Raw genomic sequence first — 18,627 nt, 5'->3', positions numbered from 1 at the left:
CAAAGTGATTACATTTTCATCGGAAATAGCGCGCGAAAAGGGACTAATCACGTTGCGCTGAAAATAAATATCCTCCAGCAATTTGCCCGGTGGCGCTTCTGCGCTTACCGGGCCGGTGTTTATGCACCTTTTGCAGGCTGGATAAGGCGAAGCCACCATCCAGCAGCAATTTGCAGGTTAGTGAGAGTGGTGGTTAGAGTTGCCGCCGTTGTCCATCAGCGTGCCGCTGGCGTTAACGTTGCCGAGGACATTCACGTTGCCCGTGATAACCGCGCTGTTTCCGACGCCGCCGCTGCCTGCCATACCGCCAAGCCAGGTGAGTTTTTTCATCACGGTAACGTCGCCGGTAAAGGTGCTGAGCGGCGCATCGACGGTGACATTCAGCGCTTTAATGCCCGTATGGGGCGCTTCCACGTTGACATCTACCGCCTTGACGCCCACGGAGGTGGCCGCCACGTCTACGGTTTCTGATATCACCGTGACGTGCTGCGCCCTGACCTCTACTTGCGGTGAAGTAAGCTGCGTACGTTCCTTCACTTCAATGACGATTTTTTCTATGCCGCCGTTGACGGTGAGCTGGTGTAACGCACGGTCATATTCAAAGGCCGCGCCGTCGGAAAACTGCACGTAGCGCTTGTCGCGCGAGGCCAGCGGCGCGGTATCCACGCTGGAGTAGACCGCGCCCAGCACCACGCCATCCTCGCCGTTGTCGTCGAGCAGCACTTCGACCTGTTCGCCAATATCCGGCAACCAGTAATCTTTGTTGTCCTGCGTATTGCGTTGCAGCACCGCAAGCCAGTTACTGCGCAGGTTATCGCACTCCGGTAGAGTGACTCTGACGCGCACGACCGCCTCATCAATATCGCTGATAATGCCCGTCTGGCGGGTAACGCCTTTCATATTGTCTCCTTACTGGCTGGTTGCCGGTCCGCGTGAAATGTCGATTTCGGTAGTGTAGCCGCCGCTGCGCGTGAGTTTGTGCATGGATTTATCAATCAGCCACTGCCCGGAAAGTACGCCAAAATCGCTCAGTTCTATCTTGTTGCCCGCCGTCAACTGCGGGCAGCCCATCATGCTGAGCGTGCCGGTTTGCTGGTATTCGTTGTGGCTGTCCAGCGCGGCATTGGCTTTAGCCTGCGCCGCGCCGGTATCCGGAGCGCGACTGTTAATCTTCAGGATATCGGCGCTGGTCGCCGCACCGCGCGCCGGGGCTTTTTCCTGGCTGTCATGGGTGTAGATAACCAGTTCTTTTTGCTTGCTATTTTGATGTTGCACGGTGGCGTTTTTGTAGATCCGGTTGATGGTATCTTTGAACGTGTAGTGCGAAATATCCGTCCGCCTGAGCGTCTTCACCGGCGCCAGACAGCGTAGCGTCGGCAGATGCGAAAAGATCAGCTCCGTCGCCGTCACTTTCACGGTATAGCCATATTCACTCGCCAGCCGTTTGAGAAACGCCACATCGGTTTCGGCATATTGCGTGACCCGATCAATCGTCAGCGGCGCAATCTTGCCCACCAGCGTTAAACCGTGTTTTTGCGCGATGCGACTGGCGATGGCGTAAAGCGTCGTCTCCTCAAAGCCCTGGCTGTTTTTGGTGCGTAGCGCTTTGCTGACCGAGGTGGCGATACCGTCGATATTGACCGTCGAAGGCGGCGCGCTGATATCAATTTTATCAATGACATAGATTCCGCAATCGAGCAGATCTTCGCCCTGGTAGCCCAGGCGCAGCGCCAGCGTGTCGCCTTTTCCCGGATACCATTCGTTTACCCAGCGCCCGGCGCTATCTTCCAGCGCAATGGCAATGACATCCGACTCGTTTTTAATGCTGTCGCTGTAACTGATGCTGGTGACGTAAGGCGCGATGTCGTAAGTGATCTCTTTATGTCCGTACCAAAGGGTAAAAATGGGCGTCAGGGTGGCGAACACCCCGCCGGATACCGTTATCTCAGCCATGGCGGTAGCTCCGGGGTCGTTTGCGTGACGCTGATAACCGGGATGATCAGCCGCGCGCCTGACGGTAAAACCGGCATAATAGCGACGTGCGGATTGGCCGCGATGATGCGTTCGTAGGCCAGCGCATCGCCGTAATAGCGCCAGGCGAGATTATCCCAGCGTTCGCCGTCGGTGGTGACATGTTCAAGGTAGCGCATTACAGACTCCTCGTAATATCGGCAGCGGCAAGCTGGCTCACGTCAGGAGCGCTTGTTTGCAGCGTGCCGCGCGCCTGATTGACCAGCGTCGCGGCGCTGTCGTAAGTCGCTTCCGCGACGCTGCTGGTGATAGCGTCAAACAGCGATTCGGCGTGTTCAATAAGCGTGCCGGCATCGCCCGCGCATTCGCGGATCCCCGGCAGGCTGTCGATCAGTTCCTGCATTTTCGCCGCCAGCGCTTTCGGCAGCCCGGCCAGCGTTTGCAAATCCAGCGGCTGCTGGAACAGCGCGTCTATCGCGCTAATGGTTTTTTTCAGCGAATCGACAATATCGCCGCATTTTTCTTTCAGCGCTTTGGCTTCCTTCACCAGCTCTTTCGCCTGGGCGATCGTTTTTTTGATGTCATCAATGGCGTCGGCCACCTCATCCATCATCTCTTTGGCTTCACGCATACCCTCTTCAACAGCGCTCAGCAGTTCATCGAACCAGGAATCGCTAACGTCGGGAAGCTCATCCAACATCTCGTCAATGTTCGGTTCCTGGGTGGTGATGGCCGGAGGCAGCAGCGGGCTCTTCGGATCGCCGGTGTACTCCTGTAGCGACAGACTGCCGCCCTGGGCAATGACGTTACCGTAAGGATCGGTGTGCTGGTGGGTAGCGGTCAGATCGGTAATCACGAACCAGCCGCGATAATCGCCGTTGCCGAACACCAGCGCCATCGCCTGGTGCGCGGTCATCGCTTCCCGCAGACGGTTCAGCTCGGTGGTCGGCTGGCAATACTGACTATGAAAGTTGAATTTCAGGGTAATTTTGTCCAGCTTATCGCCGATAAATTGCACGCCCGGTTTCCCTTCAATACGGGCATGGCTGGTATAATCCACGCCCATCGTGCTTTCAAATTCGTCCCAGTAAGCGACGACGTCAAATTCTATTTCGCCTAATACGGCATACATTATGCGTACTCCCGGCGCCGTTGTTGCGCCATGACATCGTTAATCATTCTCTCCAGCTCGCGTTTGCTCAGCGACAGCACGTTGTTGATATCTTTAGCGGCATTCGCGCCGCTTCCCTGCACGGTAACCTGCGGGGAAAAGTGTACCTGCACGTTGCTTTGCGCGCGGGAGGGCAGCATATAAGGTTTCCCGCCGGATTTGCCGGGAAGCGCGGCTGGCGTCGGCGGCGTGGCGGCGCTTTTCGTCTTCATTGGCTGCGGCGAGGTCATCGTTTTGGCCGAGGTTGTCACCGCTTTCGCTCCCGATGCCAGCGGCGCGCCGGCCTGTTGCGCGACCATTGTTCCGGCAATACCGGGGACGGCGGCGGCGACAGACGGCATTTCAGCGCTGATGCCCAGCGCGCTTTTCGCCCAGTCGGGGATCAGCGCTTTTATCTTCTCAATCGCCCCGTTCAGGAAAGGAAGCGCATTCAGAATGCCGTTGATCAGGCTATCCAGAATATTGCCGCCAAATTCGCTGAAGCTGGCGGGGAGTTCAATGCCAAACCAGTCCAGTACGCTGGCGAAGGCGCGGTAAAACAGCCCCAGCGGCGACCAGTCGAGAATCAGACGCGTGACGCCTGCAATGCCTCCGTCAAAGGCGGTTTTGATACGCTCCCAGACTCCGGCAAAGAAACCGGAAATCGGTTCCCAGTAGCGATAAAGTAAGTATGCGGCGCCTGCGATAGCGGTGATAGTCAGGCCGACAGGGTTCATCAGCAGCGCCCGACCCAGCCAGATAAACGTCTGGCCGACCAGCCGTAGCCCTTTTATCAGGCCGTTTCCCAGCAGCATCGTCAGGCTTTTCGCACCGTTGCCAAACGATTTCAGAACCGACAGCGCGCGACTGCCGCCGCCCAGCGCCAGACCGGCTTTGACCTTCAGGAAGATATCGATCAGGCGAATAAACGGTGACGCAATGAGGTTTGCTCCCAGCCTGAGAATATTCAGCGCCCCGTTGAACAGCCAGATAACGCCAACGACTTTAGCGACCCCTTGCACCAGCGCCGGATTTTCCCGCAGCCAGGCGCTGAACTGCCGCACCAGCGGCGAGATGCTTTGCGCCAGTTCGCCAATGGCGGGCATCAGCTCCATACCGACGGTCAGCCACAGATCGTTAAGTGAAAGTTGTAACGCTTTGGTCTGTTCTCCGGGCGATGTCATTTTCACGGCGAAGTCATCATCGATAAAATGTTGCCCCGCCGCCTGCATTGCGGAGGCTTTTAGCTGGCGATATTCGACCATATTCGCCAGCATCGGGGCGAGAAAATCCCGCGTTTGCGCATCGCCGAACATCGCGCCGAGGTTAAATTTCTCCGCCATGGCCTGTAGCGCGTCGCCGCGCGCGGAAAGATCCTCAATCTTCATGGTTTGCCTGAAGGTGTCGAGGATCTGCGGGTTCATTTTCTCCAGTTGCATCTGCACGATGTGGGTCATCGCTTCCGTCACGTCGATCCCGTTTTGCTGATGTTCCAGCAGCGATCCCTGAAGATCCATGCCCTGACGGGCAAACCAACTGTCCGTCTCTTTTGAGAAGGTAGATTTCAGGAAATGGTCGAAATTCGCTGCCGCCGCGCCTGCGTCAGGGGCGTTTTTCATGGCGATTTGCATCGTTGCGGTCAGCTCCGCAATGCCTTCTTTCCCCTGAGCGCCGGTTTTTCCGGCAAAGGCGTTAATCCACTGGGTTTGTTCTGCAACGGAGCCGCCGCCGCTTTTTGCCACGCTGTACAGCATATTTTGCGCAAAACGGAAGCCGTCAGGGGCGATGTTCAGTTTGTCGCGAGTGGCCAGAGCCGCCTGCGCCCAGCTTTGCGCGCTGTCGCGGGAGGCGGTTGCGGCTTTGGCGATATCGGGCATGTAGCGGCTAAGATCCTGCAATGCGCTGACGCCGCCTTCGATCATCGTGGCGGCGGCGCTTTGCAGATCTTTTTGATCCTGATTGAAATCAAGGCTCCAGTCGCGGATATTCAGGCTCAGGGCGTCCCGCGCGGTGTTATCCATGCCGCCTTTCGCCGCCATATCGACCATGTTGCCCTGAAATTCGTAAGGCAGCTTCCAGTCGGGAGTCTCAACGTTCAGGAGCTTGCCGAGTTGTCCGGCGAACGTTTGTGTTTTTTCCAGCAACCCGGCGCGCTGTTTATCGTTCTCTTCCCGGCGAAGGGCGGAGTTAGCGAGCTGTTGCGTAAGCCGGGTGATTTTTGTTTGCTCAAAGCTGAGCGTGTGCAGCGTGCTGGCGTTGAGTGAGCCGTAACGGGCTATTGCCTGCGTCAACGTCTCATTACGCGCCTGAAGCTGAGTAATAATGTCGTTGGCCAAAATAGTGTCTCGTATAAGTTGCCCGGTAACAGGCTGCTTGCCGGAAAAAGGACAGGGAAGGAGTGAACCGGGCCTGGGTCAGGAAACCCGCTGGCATTAAGCCTGCGAGTCGTATTCGTGTTTAATTTGCGCGCTGGCTTCGTTCAGCCAGCAGGTAAAATCGTCAACCGACAGCGCGTCAATTTCACTGGGCGGAAAGCGAAACCACCTCGCCAGCAGCGCCATTGCCTGCCACAGTTGCTGTGGGTTCTGTAGCCATGCTAAGCATGGCCTGAAATCGTTTCTGCAATGCCTGATAGTCCAGCAGATCCATTTCCGCCAGATCTTCGGTTACCAGCCCGGTCATAGCCGCCATCAGCGGCTCATCCCACTCTTCCGGTTTATCGCTGGCGCGTCGCGCGGCGCGCATATCTTTTACCTTCAGGCGACGTAATTGCAGAACGTCGATACGTTCCCCGGCGGCGGAGGTAAACGGGAATTTCAGGGTATATTTTTCGTTCATGGTGTAGTCCTTATTCGTCGTGTTAAATTCGGGGCCGTAGCCCCGAAGTAATTAACCGCCAATATTATTGCGGTAGGCATTTAATTGATCCGCGCCATTTACGCGGAAAATATTCGCCAGATAATCCAGTTCAAGAAGCGTTTCACCGTCAACCACCTGTTTAATATAAGTGCAGCCGAAGGCGCTGCTGAATTCCGGGTTTTCATTCTGTTTAAACGTTCCCAGCGGGTTCTTTTTAAACATTACGGTCATATGCGTCACCAGCGCTAACTGATCCGCTTTACCCTGCGAGTTATAACAATCGATGCTGGAGCGGCACTGCAATGCCACCGCCTGCCACGGATTTGCCGTTTTACGCATGACGTCGTGGTAAAACGAGTTCCATTTAATTTCACCTTCCAGTTTGTCAAAACCGGCAGGCAGCTCAATTTTACCTACCATCCCCAGCGCTTTATGCTCCTGCATAATCATGCTGATATCAGGCAGTTTAATTTCACTCGCGCGACCTAAAAGATTATTACCATCGAGATAAATATTGGCGTTGGTAATACGGTTAATTTGAATTTTTCCAGCCATTAGCGATTGCTCTCCAGAGAAACTAAATATTCAGAGGTAATTTCGGTTTCAAACGTCAGACGTTCCAGTGGCGGCGGCGGGGTGAATTTGTAGCTCAGCAACAGATGCCCGGCTGCCAGTTCAGTCTGTTCGTTACGCGCCGGGTCGTACCAGCATTCAAAGCCCAACAACGCGCCGTCGGCAATCAGCTTGCGGCCCCAGGTGTTCACCGATTCGGTCAGCGCGTCGATCAGCGCCTGGTTTATCGGCATATCCATATACTGCTGGCTGAAATAACGAATCGATTCGTTGATTACATCGCCGGTACGGCGCACGTTCTCAAAGTTACGCATATGAGTAACCGTCGGCCAGGCGGCGGTACGGTTGCCCCACAGGCGCAAACCGGAGCCATAGCTGTTGAAGATGGTGGTGATGCCGTTTTCATTCAGTTGATTCACTTCGCTTTGCGGATCGTCGATCATCGCTGACAGCGAGCGCTCTACGCCGGTAATGCCCTGAATTTCCTGATTGGAGTTGCTCCACCAGAAGCCTTTTTCCAGATCCACTTTGGCACGCAGGCCAGCGGCGCGGGAGGAGAGCGGCTCCAGGACTTCGCTGTCCGTCGCGCTGTCGTACACTTTAACGTGCGGATAGCACAGACGCGCGCGATCGGAACTGGTATTGAAGTTAATCGCCCCCTGCGGGCCGCGCCCTGCCAGAACCTGCTGGAAAGTCGTGCCGATGGGCGCATCAATGTAGGTAATGGCTCCCAGCGCTTCTGCCTGAGCGATAAGCTTAACGGCGACCGAGTTTTGCGTACAAAAGACCGGCGCAATCAGGATCTTTGCGTAAAAACCAAACTGGTTCCAGGTGTCCTGTAACAGCTTCATGCCGGTACGGTCACCCGCCGTGTTTACCGCGCCAACAATATCGGCGGCAGTCACTTTGGTGGGGTCCGCGTAAGTATAATTTACATAGGCCTGAACGCCGGGTTTCAGGTTGGTCCCCATGCAGGTGATTTTACCGGTCAGCATATCAATGGTGTAATCGGTGCCTTTGATATAAGCGTTTCCGGCGTTCGTGCTGCGGCCAATGTTCATCGTTTGCACGGCCCCGTGCTTGAGTTGAATCTGACCGTTGTCATCAACCTTCACGGTTTCACTGGGAATGGTACTTTTGTGTACCGCCGGATTCAGCACGTTAATCACCACGACCGTCCCTGCGCCGTGATCGTAGATCGCCTTCAGCGCCTGCGGGATGGTGAAATTTGCCAGACCTGGACCAAACTGCGCCGCGTCGCTTTCAGAAAGACACAGCGTCGGCTGGTTAACCGGGCCGCATGGCGCGGTGCCGATCAGACCAATAACCGCAGATTTAACCGCCTTCACCGGACGTAGGCCGGTTTCGATCTCAATGGTCTCTACACCGTGCAGGTAATTAGCTGCCATGGACAATTTCCTCTTCGTTAATTTTTGCTTCTTCCGTGGCGACGGGGGTCAGATGGCGGCGTGCAACCATCGTCATCACCCACTCATTATCTTCCGGTAGCGAGATTTCGCTATTGGGCCACAGTAAGACTTCCTGACCGTCGGCGAGCGTGACGCCGCTTGCCGGGCCACTGTAGATATATTTCATTGAATTTCCTCATAATTAACGATTGTCAGCAGGGGGGGGGCCTTGCTTTCCTGTTCCGCGATAAACAGGGTGCTGGCGGTCATATCCAGGGCGTAACGGCAGAAGTTTGCGGCGTCGCCGATATATTTTTCGCTTTCCAGCCAGAGCGGACGATCACAGTCGGGAAGTTCAATGCCCCCCAACGAGCGACGTAGACGATCCAGCGCGTTTATCGCGTCACTTATTTGCGGAACAATAACGGTGGCGGAAATCCGGATTAGTTGTTTTTGTACTGTGGCATCCGTATTTTCTGGTTCGGCAAAAACCGAACCGCAGTAGTGAATTAATACCGTTACCTGCTGTCCTGTTGGGATATATACTTTCGCATCGGTTGATGAAATATGTATATCCATATCAGGGTTTAATTCACGTAGTCTATTCGCCACGGTATGTATAACAGATAATGTTTCCATATACGGTTTTCCTTGATTTACCGGGAGAGATAATATTCTCTCTTCGTTATCGTTCAGACGTATTTTGATGTATCAGGCATCAGGCGTCTTTTAATCTCCTTTAGAGAAAAAAGTTAAAACAAATAAAAAATCCCCGGCGTATAAACGACGGGGATTTGTTTAATGGTTACCTCGTTGAATCAGTTCTATTTTGCTATATAGCGCATCCAGTTTTGCTTCCAGAACGGCCTGGCCGCGAAGATAATCCTCGCGGCGGACATAATGCAGCGGTAAATCGGCGCGAAATTCCAGAAATTCTCTCTCCAGCCTGGACCAGCCCGCTTCTGATTCGCGCCGGGCAGCTTCCAGTGCTTCAAAACGTTCATTCAGCCGTTTTTCAATTTGCGCCAGCAGAAGTTTACCAGCGGCAAACATTAATCCAACAAACGAAAGTAAGAGGGAGATGACTTCCCAAAAATCGATACTGAGTTTCATTACTCCCTCTGATTAATGAATGCAGCTAGCCTGCCCCCATTGCAAATAACGGGGAGCATGTTGGTATAAAATCGCTTTGGGGTAGTGACGATTCTCGCGCCAGTTTGCGGCGCTGCGCCCGGCGTTAACGCGTTCTACATGTTCAAACCAGATGGACGCATCCAACCCCTTTGCGGCGGCCAGCTTTTTATCTCTGTTAACCCAGCCTTTCCCGCCGTTATAGGCGCTCAGAGTGAAAGCCATTCGCTGGCAGCTATTTTTTGCTGACATGCTTTTCCACAACTGGCGGTCATACTGTACCAGCGCGCGTATCGCCCAGGCGGGATTAAACGGCTTGTTTTCGTGGAGTTCCGGGTACAACTGGCTCACCCATTTTGCCGTTGCAGGCATAAATTGCGCCATACCCTGCGCGCCAGCCGGAGAAAGCGCGTCAGGCGCCCAGCCGGATTCCTGATGTAGTTGCCCGGCAAAATCCGCAACGGGGGCGTTAAGCCCCCAGATTTCGCGCGCGGTACGAATCACTTCGTTTCGCCATTGCAGAGAAGCGCGCGGCGGTTCGGCAGCGTCGGCAGACAAGAAAGTCATAGCGCAGACCAGGCATACGTATTGATAACGCATCGTTACAGCCCCAGCGCGACGGCAAGGCAAATTGCCGCAACGATGATCGCGCGACGAATCATCGCCGCGGCGCAGCACAGCGATTCTTCCCAGGGGCAAAAGGAGTCGGGACGCGCCCAGGGGAAAAGACTGCGGTCGAGCCAGTAACCCAGCACCGCTGATAACGAAACCAGGCTGAGTTTATAGATGACGACCGGAATTTGCGCTGATGATGTCCAGCCGATAAGCGCAAACAGTACGACAGAGGCAATCAGCCAGCCGGAAAGTCGGGGAACAATAATTTTTCGCATACTCTATCTCCTGATAATTGAGAGAGAAGTATCGCTTTTCCCCATAGCGGAAGAACGAAAAGGGCTTTAATAAATAACTTTAAAAAATGTTTAGCGCATGGTGTCAAATGCCAACAAATAAACGAATAAATAAAGCTTTCGGGGCAGGGGGTAGAGGCTGCCTGCGGAGAGTCAGTATGTGTCTGTGGCAGGCTACGATGGCGGTATTGCTGCGTCATAATAATCTTTGATTAAAATTATCTTATTGATTTTTAAAGTCAGTTTAAAAACTCACGCGATCGTGAGGAAAGCGATCTTTTTGATCGAACGCAGAAAAAAATGCAAAAAATTAACTGTATATACATACAGTATTGTGTAAAATGATGACATCAGTGAAGGCTTACTTCACCTATAAAATAAATACATATTATAAATTGAAAGCGATATATACATTCTTTTAATTTATAATTAAATGCCGTTGATAGTAAATATTTATATATATTTTGAATATATTGATAGGTAGTTATTGCACCGTTTTTTACGCTTCCCTTTTTGGTGCCGTCACGGGGAGCATGGTGCTGGATATGGAGATAAAATATGATTCAGAAATCAAAAGAAATGGTTCGGCTTCCGGAGATTATTAACGATCTGGCGTTTCATGCGTCGCAGGTACTTATTGAAAGCATGAATATTGATAGCGCGTCAGCCGAAAATGCCGGTCAGGCAATTGCTGACAGAATGATGCGCAACTGGGGCGGGCAAAGCATTTATTTCCCCAAAGGTATCTCTGGTCGGGCTTCGGAACGGGATTATCAGATTTACAGCGAGTGCGATGGGCGTAATTATGCGGAGCTGGCCAAAAAGTACAATTTGACACTGCAGTGGATCTATAAAATCGTTAAGCGGGTCCACACGGAAAAACAGCACCAGCGGCGTATGTTGTAAGCGATATCGGGTATGGCGTATAGCGACAAGCGCTATACGCCGGGAGCTGCGACAGGCCGGATAAGGCGCTTGCGTCGCGATCCGGCAGCGTATTGCCTGATAGCGCTCACCCGCTGTCGTGTCAGGGCGATTATTCAAATAAGTTCTGATGTAGCTTTTGCACCACTTTCTCGGCATCGTCTCCCGGCACGAGGAAGCACAGATTGTGGCTGGAGGCGCCGTAACAAATCATGCGAATGTTGAACGGTTCCAGGACGCCAAACACTTCTTTACCAACACCGCAGGCTTTTGACAGGTTGTTGCCAATCAGCGCGACCAGCGCCAGTCCTTCTTCGACTTCGACCCGACACAACGCGGAAAGCTCCATCAATAAGGATTGGGTCAGTAACGTATCGCCCGTGGAGGTGGAGCCGGTAGTATCCAGCGTCAGCGCGACGCTCACCTCCGAAGTGGTAATCAGATCTACCGAAATATTATGCCGCGCCAGAATGCCGAACACCTCTGCCAGGAAACCTCGTGAGTGCAGCATATTCAGGCTGTGCAGCGTCAATAGCGTTTGATTGCGGCGCAGCGCCAGCGCGCGGAACAGCGGCGGGTTTTGGGTTTTATTGCACACCAGCGTACCGCCCGCTTGCGGATCTTTACTGGAGCCAACGAAGACCGGGATATCGCTGCGCACGGCCGGGAGTAAGGTGGCTGGATGCAGTACTTTTGCGCCGAAGGTTGCCATCTCCGCCGCTTCTTCAAAGTCGATTTCATCAATTCGCTGCGCGACGGGCACTACGCGCGGGTCGGTGGTGTAAATACCGGGCACATCTGTCCAGATATCAACCCGCGCGGCATGGAGCGCTTCAGCCAGCAACGCTGCCGTATAGTCGCTGCCGCCGCGGCCTAACGTCGTGGTGCGGCCTTTGCTTTCACTGCCGATAAAGCCCTGAGTAATGACCAACGTTTCGCTCAGGCGCGGGAGCAACTGCTGCGCGGCCAGTTCCGCAAGCGCTGCGACGTCCGGTTCCGCACGACCAAAGCGATCGCTGGTACGCATCACTTTGCGCACGTCGAACCAGTGGGCCTGTACGTCGCGTTCACGCAGGATCTCAACAAATAGCAGGGTAGACATCAGCTCGCCGTGGCTGACCAGTTCATCGGTCAGGGCTGCCGATGTCGCCAGCGATGCCGCCTCCGCCAGAATAGTGATGTTTTCCAGCAGGCGTTCAATCTCTTCGCGAATGACATTCGGATGACGCAGACGATCAAGGATATCGAACTGGATTTTACGGATGGCGTCGAGCGTAGCGAAACGTTCGCCGGGCTCCATCCCTTCGGCCAGCGCCACCAGCAGGTTAGTGATGCCGGCAGACGCGGAAAGCACGACTAAACGAACATTGGTGTCGGAAAGTACGATATCCGCGCTACGGTTCATGGCGTCAAAATCAGCGACGCTGGTACCGCCAAATTTGGAAACAACGATCTCTGTCATATCAACCTCGTGTCAGGAAATGAAAAACGCGACCATGGCACAAGGGCAGAACAGAAACCGGTGCAGGCGCAAATGTAAGTAACGTATTTATAAATAAAAGTTGTGGCCTGGACTGTCAACGTTGGGATTATGCGGATTTTTTATGCTGAGTTTAGGCTCAGTAACAGCGCTTATAACCCCGATACCCATTTGCCGCCTTTCTGCACCTCGAATTATTTAGGGTATATACTTTTTATCCTCATTCGACAGTGCCTGGGGCAACGGCACTAAAACAATCACACTTTTCTGTGACTGGCGTTACAATCGATCCCAGTCACAATTCTCAAATCAGAAGAGTATTGCTAATGAAAAACATCAATCCAACGCAGACTTCTGCCTGGCAGGCGCTCCAGAAACACTACGATGAAATGAAAGACGTTACGATCGCTGAGCTTTTCGCGAACGATAGCGACCGTTTCGCTAAATTTTCCGCGACGTTTGACGATCTGATGCTGGTGGATTTCTCCAAAAACCGCATCACCGAAGAGACGCTGGCAAAATTACAGGATCTGGCGAAAGAGACCGATCTGGCCGGCGCGATTAAATCCATGTTCTCCGGCGAGAAGATCAACCGCACCGAAGACCGCGCCGTGCTGCACGTGGCGCTGCGTAACCGTAGCAATACGCCGATCATTGTGGACGGCAAAGATGTGATGCCGGAAGTGAACGCCGTGCTTGAGAAAATGAAAACTTTCTCGCAAGCGATTATCTCCGGTCAGTGGAAAGGCTACACCGGTAAGGCCATCACCGACGTGGTGAACATCGGTATCGGCGGTTCCGACCTCGGCCCGTTCATGGTGACCGAAGCGCTGCGTCCGTATAAAAACCATCTGAACATGCACTTCGTCTCTAACGTCGATGGCACGCACATCGCTGAAGTGCTGAAGAAAGTGAACCCTGAAACCACGCTGTTCCTGGTCGCGTCGAAAACTTTCACCACCCAGGAAACCATGACCAACGCCCACAGCGCGCGCGACTGGTTCCTGAAAAGTGCAGGCGATGAAAAACACGTGGCGAAACACTTTGCTGCGCTCTCCACCAACGCCAAAGCGGTCGGCGAATTTGGTATCGACACGGCCAATATGTTCGAGTTCTGGGACTGGGTCGGTGGTCGTTACTCGCTGTGGTCTGCCATCGGGCTGTCCATTATTCTGTCCGTCGGTTTCGACAACTTTGTCGAGCTGCTTTCCGGCGCGCACGCGATGGACAAGCATTTCTCCACCACTCCGGCGGAGAAAAACCTACCCATTCTGCTGGCGTTGATTGGCATCTGGTACAACAATTTCTTCGGCGCGGAAACCGAAGCCATTCTGCCGTACGACCAGTATATGCACCGTTTCGCCGCCTACTTCCAGCAGGGTAACATGGAATCCAACGGTAAATACGTTGACCGTAACGGCAACGCCGTGGATTACCAGACAGGCCCAATTATCTGGGGCGAACCAGGCACCAACGGTCAGCACGCGTTTTATCAATTGATTCACCAGGGTACTAAAATGGTGCCGTGTGATTTTATCGCCCCGGCTATCACCCATAACCCGCTATCCGATCATCATCAGAAGCTGCTGTCTAACTTCTTCGCGCAGACCGAAGCGCTGGCGTTTGGTAAATCCCGCGAGGTGGTTGAGCAGGAATATCGCGATCAGGGTAAAGATCCGGCGCAGCTTGAACACGTTGTGCCATTCAAAGTGTTTGAAGGCAACCGCCCGACCAACTCTATCCTGCTGCGTGAAATTACACCGTTCAGCCTGGGCGCGCTGATTGCGCTGTATGAGCATAAAATCTTTACGCAGGGCGCCATCCTGAACATCTTTACTTTCGACCAGTGGGGCGTTGAGTTGGGTAAACAGTTGGCTAACCGTATTCTGCCGGAGCTGGGCGATGATAAAGCTATTTCGTCCCATGATAGCTCTACCAACGGTCTGATTAACCGTTATAAAGCCTGGCGCGCCTGATGGCGCTGCGCTTATCCGGTCTACGTAATGCATAGCGTCTGTGGGCCGGATAAGGCGTTTCGCCGCCATCCGGCAAAAAGAGAATAAGATAATAAAAAGGCCGATATTCACATCGGCTTTTTTTATAAGATAATTCTGCTTGTCCGTCTTTATCCCCACAATTTTATATTGAGCTTAATCCTAAAATAAGCAATAACCAGAAAATCACTCTGCGTTATTTTCAGATTATACGGATGCTGATGTCTTTTAGTTTAATTTTAACTTATTGATTTTATTTGTTTGTTAATTAAATAATGTAGGCGTTACTTCTTTAAAGTTTAATTATCCTAAAACCTCGCTGTTATTTCTCCCGGACATAATCCGCCTGCTTTGGTTGTGTATACTCGGTAGCGCCCGAAATTCTTTTGGGTAAATCTCCATTCATTCAATGAAGGGAAATTATGATGAAAAAAATACTGTATGGCATTTTTGCCATAACCGCGCTTGCGGCGACATCTGTCTCGGCAGCCCCCGTTCAGGTGGGTGAAGCGGCAGGGTCGGCAGCGACGTCGGTATCGGCGGGAAGCTCCTCCGCTACCAGCGTTAGCACCGTAAGTTCGGCGGTGGGCGTCGCGTTAGCGGCAACCGGCGGCGGCGATGGTTCCAATACCGGAACCACGACCACCACGACCACCAGTACCCAGTAGTATCGGTACGTTTAACCATAACCACACTCCGGTGTGGTTATTTTGCCCCTCTGGAGAAGCGTCGTGAAGCGACTCGCACTTATCCTGATTTGCCTGCTATTACAGGCGTGTTCGGCCACCACCAAAGGCCTGGGCGATTCACTGTGGGACAGTTTGTTCGGTACGCCAGGCGTACAGCTAACGGATGACGATATTCAAAACATGCCTTATGCCAGCCAGTACATGCAGCTTAACGGCGGTCCTCAACTGTTTGTGGTGCTCGCTTTCTCGGAAAACGGGCAGCAGAAATGGGTGACGCAGGATGGCGCGACGATCGTGACGCAGCATGGCCGTCTGGTCAAAACTCTGCTCGGCGGCGACAACCTGATCGATGTGAATAATCTGGCGACCGACCCGCTGGCGAAACCAGGACAGATTATCGATGGCGCGACCTGGACTCGCACCCTGGGCTGGACCGAACATCGCCAGGTGCGTTACGCCACCGCCCGTTCCGTTTTTACATGGCGAGGGACCGATAGCGTTAGCGTCGGCAGTGAAGAGACCGCCGTGCGGGTGTTAGATGAAGAAGTGACGACCGATCAAACGCGCTGGCGTAATCGCTACTGGATTGATAGCGAAGGCCAAATTCGCCAGACGGAACAGTATCTGGGCGCGAATTACTTTCCGGTGAAAACCACGCTGATTAAGGCGGCAAAATCATGATGAAAAGGACGATAAGCGCGCTGGCGCTGGCCTTTATCGCGTCATCCGCCTTTGCCAGCGGCACTGTTACCGTTTTTACCCAAGGTAATAGCGAGCCTAAAACGCTGACAGACGCTGAGCGTCTGCTCGATTTAGTCGGACAGCCGCGCCTGGCAACGAGCTGGTGGCCTGCGGCGGTGATAGGCGAAGAACAGGCGACCGTGACGGCGCGTCAACAGCAGCAGGAACTTCTCGGGCGACTGGCGGCGCTCAGCGCTGAGGAAGATGGCGATGCGGCGACGATAAACACACTGCGCCGACAGATTCAGGCGGTGAAGGTGACGGGCAGACAATTAGTGAACCTTGATCCTGACGTGGTTCGGGTGAGCGAACGAGGTAACCCGCCGCTGCAAGGTCACTACACGCTCTGGGTCGGGCCGCAACCCACGCAGGTGACGCTCTTTGGCTTGATTAGCCAGCCGGGCAGCCAGCCGTTCGTCCCTGGGCGGGACGTCGCCAGTTATCTTGAGGGGCAGCGCTTACTCAGCGGCGCGGATCGTAGCTATGCCTGGGTGGTTTACCCTGATGGACGCAGCCAAAAAGCGCCGGTGGCTTACTGGAATAAACGTCATATCGAGCCGATGCCCGGCAGCATCATTTTTGTCGGTTTTGCCGATTCCCTTTGGCGCGGCACGCCGGAGGCGATAAATGCCGACATTCTTCATACCCTGACGCAGCGGATACCGGAATAATGAAAAAAACACATCTGCTCAGCGTGCTGGCGCTGGGTATTAGCGCGGCCTGCCATGCCGAAACATATCCAGCCCCTGTTGGGCCTTCACAATCTGACTTTGGCGGCGTGGGCCTGCTGCAAACGCCGACAGCGCGTATGGCGCGTGAAGGGGAGATGAGCCTGAACTATCGCGATAACGATCAGTACCGCTACTACTCGGCTTCGGTTCAGCTTTTCCCGTGGCTGGAAACCACGTTGCGCTATACCGATGTCCGTACGAAAAAGTACAGCAGCGTGGAATCATTCTCCGGTGACCAGACTTACAAAGATAAAGCGTTTGATGTGAAACTGCGGTTGTGGGAAGAGAGTTACTGGATGCCGCAGGTGGCGGTTGGCGCGCGCGATATCGGCGGGACGGGGCTGTTTGATGCGGAATATATTGTAGCGAGTAAGGCCTGGGGGCCATTTGATTTTTCATTAGGTCTCGGCTGGGGCTATCTTGGCACCAGCGGCAATGTGTCTAATCCTTTCTGTTCGTATAGTGATAAATTCTGTTCGCGTGATAACAGTTATAAAGAGGCAGGTTCCGTCGACGGTAGCGATATGTTTCACGGCCCGGCTTCGCTGTTTGGCGGCGTGGAATACCAGACCCCGTGGCAACCGCTAAGCCTGAAGCTGGAGTATGAAGGCAATAACTATCAGCAGGATTTTGCGGGTAAACTGGAACAGAAGAGCAAGTTTAACGTCGGCGCCATTTACCGCGTCACCGATTGGGCCGACGTTAACCTCAGCTACGAGCGCGGCAACACCTTTATGTTTGGCGTTACGCTGCGCACCAATTTCAACGATTTACGTCCCGCGTATCATGACAATTCACGCCCGCAATACCGACCACAGCCGCAGGATGCCATCCTGCAACATTCGGTAGTGGCTAATCAATTAACGTTATTGAAATATAATGCCGGTCTGGCGGACCCGAAAATCCAGGTCAAAGGCGATACGCTGTACGTTACCGGCGAACAGGTGAAGTACCGCGACTCCCGTGAAGGGATCGTGCGCGCTAACCGGATCGTCATGAACGATCTGCCGGAGGGGATCCGCACGATCCGCGTGACGGAAAACCGCCTTAATCTGCCGCAGGTCACCACTGAAACCGATGTCGCCAGCCTGAAACGCCATCTGGAAGGCGAACCGCTGGGACATGAAACTCCGCTGGCGCAAAAACGCGTGGAGCCGATCGTGCCAGAGAGTACTGAACAGGGTTGGTATATCGACAAGTCGCGCGTTGATTTTCATCTTGATCCCGTGCTGAATCAGTCGGTAGGCGGCCCGGAAAACTTCTATATGTATCAGTTGGGCGTAATGGGAACTGCGGATCTGTGGGTCACGGATCATCTGCTCACCACGGGCAGCGTGTTTGCCAATATCGCCAACAACTACGACAAATTTAACTACACCAATCCGCCGAAGGATTCGCATCTGCCGCGGGTGCGTACGCATGTCCGTGAGTATGTGCAGAACGATGTTTATGTGAATAACCTACAGGCCAACTACTTCCAGTATTTTGGCAATGGTTTCTATGGGCAGGTCTATGGCGGTTATCTGGAGACCATGTTTGGCGGTGCCGGGGCGGAAGTCCTGTATCGCCCGGTAGACAGCAATTGGGCGTTTGGTCTGGATGCCAACTACGTGAAACAGCGTGACTGGCGTAGCGCGCAGGATATGATGAAGTTTACCGATTACAGCGTGAAGACCGGACATTTGACCGCATACTGGACGCCGTCGTTCGCCCAGGATGTGCTGGTGAAAGCCAGCGTTGGTCAGTATCTGGCGGGCGATAAAGGCGGTACGCTGGAGATCGCCAAACGCTTCGATAGCGGTGTTGTTGTCGGCGGTTACGCGACGATTACCGATGCGTCGCCGGATGAATATGGGGAAGGGGATTTTACCAAAGGCGTATATGTTTCCGTGCCGCTGGATATCTTCTCGTCCGGCCCAACCCGAAGTCGTGCGGCAATTGGCTGGACGCCGCTGACGCGTGACGGTGGTCAACAGCTTGGCCGTAAGTTTGGCCTGTATGATATGACCAGTGACAGGAGCGTAAATTTCCGTTAATACTCAGGCCGGATAAGGCGTTTACGGCGCT

Annotated in this window: 21 protein-coding genes; 6 read left to right on the top strand and 15 right to left on the bottom strand. The window is 53.7% G+C overall.

Annotation, left to right across the window (positions count from 1 at the left end; genetic code table 11):
• Positions 1-177: 177 nt before the first annotated feature.
• From J4650_RS13780 to J4650_RS13715, 14 genes are all read right to left on the bottom strand, one after another.
• The gene (locus J4650_RS13780; RefSeq protein WP_000679393.1) at positions 178-900 is read right to left on the bottom strand and encodes a phage baseplate assembly protein V; all 723 of its coding nucleotides are present in this window, start codon (positions 898-900) and stop codon (positions 178-180) included.
• A 9-nt stretch (positions 901-909) separates the two neighbouring features.
• Positions 910-1,953 (bottom strand): phage late control D family protein, encoded by a 1,044-nt coding sequence (locus J4650_RS13775; protein ID WP_000818147.1) that lies wholly within the window; start codon positions 1,951-1,953, stop codon positions 910-912.
• Positions 1,941-2,150, bottom strand: coding sequence for a tail protein X (locus J4650_RS13770; protein WP_023993551.1), 210 nt, complete (start codon positions 2,148-2,150; stop codon positions 1,941-1,943). The genes J4650_RS13775 and J4650_RS13770 overlap by 13 nt, the downstream gene beginning before the upstream one ends.
• Entirely contained in the window at positions 2,150-3,103 is a 954-nt protein-coding gene (locus J4650_RS13765) for a phage tail protein (protein WP_000271425.1), read from the bottom strand. The genes J4650_RS13770 and J4650_RS13765 overlap by 1 nt, the downstream gene beginning before the upstream one ends.
• Positions 3,103-5,457, bottom strand: coding sequence for a phage tail tape measure protein (locus tag J4650_RS13760; protein ID WP_023993550.1), 2,355 nt, complete (start codon positions 5,455-5,457; stop codon positions 3,103-3,105). Before J4650_RS13760 ends, J4650_RS13765 begins: the two co-directional genes overlap by 1 nt.
• Before the next feature lie 96 nt (positions 5,458-5,553).
• A complete protein-coding gene (locus J4650_RS13755; protein ID WP_001728452.1) occupies positions 5,554-5,682 on the bottom strand; it encodes a GpE family phage tail protein in 129 nt (42 codons plus the stop codon).
• Positions 5,642-5,959: a phage tail assembly protein gene (locus tag J4650_RS13750; protein ID WP_001600578.1), complete on the bottom strand. Its 318-nt coding sequence runs from the start codon at positions 5,957-5,959 to the stop codon at positions 5,642-5,644. The genes J4650_RS13755 and J4650_RS13750 overlap by 41 nt, the downstream gene beginning before the upstream one ends.
• 51 nt (positions 5,960-6,010) lie before the next feature.
• Entirely contained in the window at positions 6,011-6,535 is a 525-nt protein-coding gene (locus tag J4650_RS13745) for a phage major tail tube protein (protein ID WP_000907494.1), read from the bottom strand.
• Positions 6,535-7,962 (bottom strand): phage tail sheath family protein, encoded by a 1,428-nt coding sequence (locus tag J4650_RS13740; RefSeq protein WP_023993549.1) that lies wholly within the window; start codon positions 7,960-7,962, stop codon positions 6,535-6,537. The genes J4650_RS13745 and J4650_RS13740 overlap by 1 nt, the downstream gene beginning before the upstream one ends.
• The gene (locus J4650_RS13735) at positions 7,952-8,149 is read right to left on the bottom strand and encodes a hypothetical protein (protein WP_023993548.1); all 198 of its coding nucleotides are present in this window, start codon (positions 8,147-8,149) and stop codon (positions 7,952-7,954) included. Before J4650_RS13735 ends, J4650_RS13740 begins: the two co-directional genes overlap by 11 nt.
• Complete coding sequence (locus J4650_RS13730; protein ID WP_023994533.1) at positions 8,146-8,601, bottom strand: Gp37 family protein; 456 nt, start codon at positions 8,599-8,601, stop codon at positions 8,146-8,148. Before J4650_RS13730 ends, J4650_RS13735 begins: the two co-directional genes overlap by 4 nt.
• 159 nt (positions 8,602-8,760) lie before the next feature.
• Positions 8,761-9,075 carry a membrane protein gene (locus J4650_RS13725; RefSeq protein ID WP_000777266.1) on the bottom strand — a complete coding sequence of 105 codons (315 nt, stop codon included), beginning with the start codon at positions 9,073-9,075 and terminating at the stop codon, positions 8,761-8,763.
• A gap of 12 nt (positions 9,076-9,087) precedes the next feature.
• Positions 9,088-9,693, bottom strand: coding sequence for a lytic transglycosylase domain-containing protein (locus tag J4650_RS13720; RefSeq protein ID WP_023993546.1), 606 nt, complete (start codon positions 9,691-9,693; stop codon positions 9,088-9,090).
• 2 nt (positions 9,694-9,695) lie between these two features.
• On the bottom strand, positions 9,696-9,983 hold the full coding sequence (locus tag J4650_RS13715; protein WP_001226439.1) for a putative holin: 288 nt from the start codon (positions 9,981-9,983) through the stop codon (positions 9,696-9,698).
• 576 nt (positions 9,984-10,559) lie between these two features.
• Between J4650_RS13715 and J4650_RS13710 the strand changes: the two genes are divergently transcribed.
• Positions 10,560-10,907: a Mor transcription activator family protein gene (locus tag J4650_RS13710; RefSeq protein WP_000615248.1), complete on the top strand. Its 348-nt coding sequence runs from the start codon at positions 10,560-10,562 to the stop codon at positions 10,905-10,907.
• A 130-nt stretch (positions 10,908-11,037) separates the two neighbouring features.
• On the opposite strand, the gene lysC is transcribed toward J4650_RS13710, so the two are convergent.
• Entirely contained in the window at positions 11,038-12,387 is a 1,350-nt protein-coding gene (gene lysC, locus J4650_RS13705; protein ID WP_000136400.1) for a lysine-sensitive aspartokinase 3, read from the bottom strand.
• A gap of 344 nt (positions 12,388-12,731) precedes the next feature.
• On the opposite strand from lysC, the gene pgi reads away from it, so the two are divergent.
• The 5 genes from pgi (at position 12,732) to J4650_RS13680 (ending at position 18,596) form a co-directional block, all read left to right on the top strand.
• A complete protein-coding gene (gene pgi, locus J4650_RS13700) occupies positions 12,732-14,381 on the top strand; it encodes a glucose-6-phosphate isomerase (protein ID WP_000790024.1) in 1,650 nt (549 codons plus the stop codon).
• 443 nt (positions 14,382-14,824) lie between these two features.
• On the top strand, positions 14,825-15,067 hold the full coding sequence (gene yjbE, locus J4650_RS13695) for an exopolysaccharide production protein YjbE (protein WP_023994532.1): 243 nt from the start codon (positions 14,825-14,827) through the stop codon (positions 15,065-15,067).
• Positions 15,068-15,130: 63 nt separating this feature from the next.
• Positions 15,131-15,769 (top strand): YjbF family lipoprotein, encoded by a 639-nt coding sequence (locus J4650_RS13690; RefSeq protein ID WP_000824801.1) that lies wholly within the window; start codon positions 15,131-15,133, stop codon positions 15,767-15,769.
• Positions 15,766-16,500, top strand: coding sequence for a capsule biosynthesis GfcC family protein (locus tag J4650_RS13685; protein ID WP_023993545.1), 735 nt, complete (start codon positions 15,766-15,768; stop codon positions 16,498-16,500). Before J4650_RS13690 ends, J4650_RS13685 begins: the two co-directional genes overlap by 4 nt.
• Positions 16,500-18,596: a YjbH domain-containing protein gene (locus tag J4650_RS13680; protein WP_124235004.1), complete on the top strand. Its 2,097-nt coding sequence runs from the start codon at positions 16,500-16,502 to the stop codon at positions 18,594-18,596. Before J4650_RS13685 ends, J4650_RS13680 begins: the two co-directional genes overlap by 1 nt.
• The last annotated feature ends 31 nt before the right edge of the window (positions 18,597-18,627 follow it).

This window comes from Salmonella sp. 32120201201600049SM (genome assembly GCF_017572835.1).
Classification (GTDB): domain Bacteria; phylum Pseudomonadota; class Gammaproteobacteria; order Enterobacterales; family Enterobacteriaceae; genus Salmonella; species Salmonella enterica.
This window is presented reverse-complemented; position numbering and strand designations above follow the sequence as displayed.

Excerpts from the sequence above, each read along its gene's own strand:
- J4650_RS13780 (WP_000679393.1), bottom strand. The coding sequence starts at position 900 with ATGAAAGGCGTTACCCGCCAGACGGGCATTATCAGCGATATTGATGAG.
- J4650_RS13775 (WP_000818147.1), bottom strand. The coding sequence starts at position 1,953 with ATGGCTGAGATAACGGTATCCGGCGGGGTGTTCGCCACCCTGACGCCC.
- J4650_RS13770 (WP_023993551.1), bottom strand. The coding sequence starts at position 2,150 with ATGCGCTACCTTGAACATGTCACCACCGACGGCGAACGCTGGGATAAT.
- J4650_RS13765 (WP_000271425.1), bottom strand. The coding sequence starts at position 3,103 with ATGTATGCCGTATTAGGCGAAATAGAATTTGACGTCGTCGCTTACTGG.
- J4650_RS13755 (WP_001728452.1), bottom strand. The coding sequence starts at position 5,682 with ATGGCGCTGCTGGCGAGGTGGTTTCGCTTTCCGCCCAGTGAAATTGAC.
- J4650_RS13750 (WP_001600578.1), bottom strand. The coding sequence starts at position 5,959 with ATGAACGAAAAATATACCCTGAAATTCCCGTTTACCTCCGCCGCCGGG.
- J4650_RS13745 (WP_000907494.1), bottom strand. The coding sequence starts at position 6,535 with ATGGCTGGAAAAATTCAAATTAACCGTATTACCAACGCCAATATTTAT.
- J4650_RS13740 (WP_023993549.1), bottom strand. The coding sequence starts at position 7,962 with ATGGCAGCTAATTACCTGCACGGTGTAGAGACCATTGAGATCGAAACC.
- J4650_RS13735 (WP_023993548.1), bottom strand. The coding sequence starts at position 8,149 with ATGAAATATATCTACAGTGGCCCGGCAAGCGGCGTCACGCTCGCCGAC.
- J4650_RS13730 (WP_023994533.1), bottom strand. The coding sequence starts at position 8,601 with ATGGAAACATTATCTGTTATACATACCGTGGCGAATAGACTACGTGAA.
- J4650_RS13725 (WP_000777266.1), bottom strand. The coding sequence starts at position 9,075 with ATGAAACTCAGTATCGATTTTTGGGAAGTCATCTCCCTCTTACTTTCG.
- J4650_RS13720 (WP_023993546.1), bottom strand. The coding sequence starts at position 9,693 with ATGCGTTATCAATACGTATGCCTGGTCTGCGCTATGACTTTCTTGTCT.
- J4650_RS13715 (WP_001226439.1), bottom strand. The coding sequence starts at position 9,983 with ATGCGAAAAATTATTGTTCCCCGACTTTCCGGCTGGCTGATTGCCTCT.
- J4650_RS13710 (WP_000615248.1), top strand. The coding sequence starts at position 10,560 with ATGATTCAGAAATCAAAAGAAATGGTTCGGCTTCCGGAGATTATTAAC.
- lysC (WP_000136400.1), bottom strand. The coding sequence starts at position 12,387 with ATGACAGAGATCGTTGTTTCCAAATTTGGCGGTACCAGCGTCGCTGAT.
- pgi (WP_000790024.1), top strand. The coding sequence starts at position 12,732 with ATGAAAAACATCAATCCAACGCAGACTTCTGCCTGGCAGGCGCTCCAG.
- yjbE (WP_023994532.1), top strand. The coding sequence starts at position 14,825 with ATGAAAAAAATACTGTATGGCATTTTTGCCATAACCGCGCTTGCGGCG.
- J4650_RS13685 (WP_023993545.1), top strand. The coding sequence starts at position 15,766 with ATGATGAAAAGGACGATAAGCGCGCTGGCGCTGGCCTTTATCGCGTCA.
- J4650_RS13680 (WP_124235004.1), top strand. The coding sequence starts at position 16,500 with ATGAAAAAAACACATCTGCTCAGCGTGCTGGCGCTGGGTATTAGCGCG.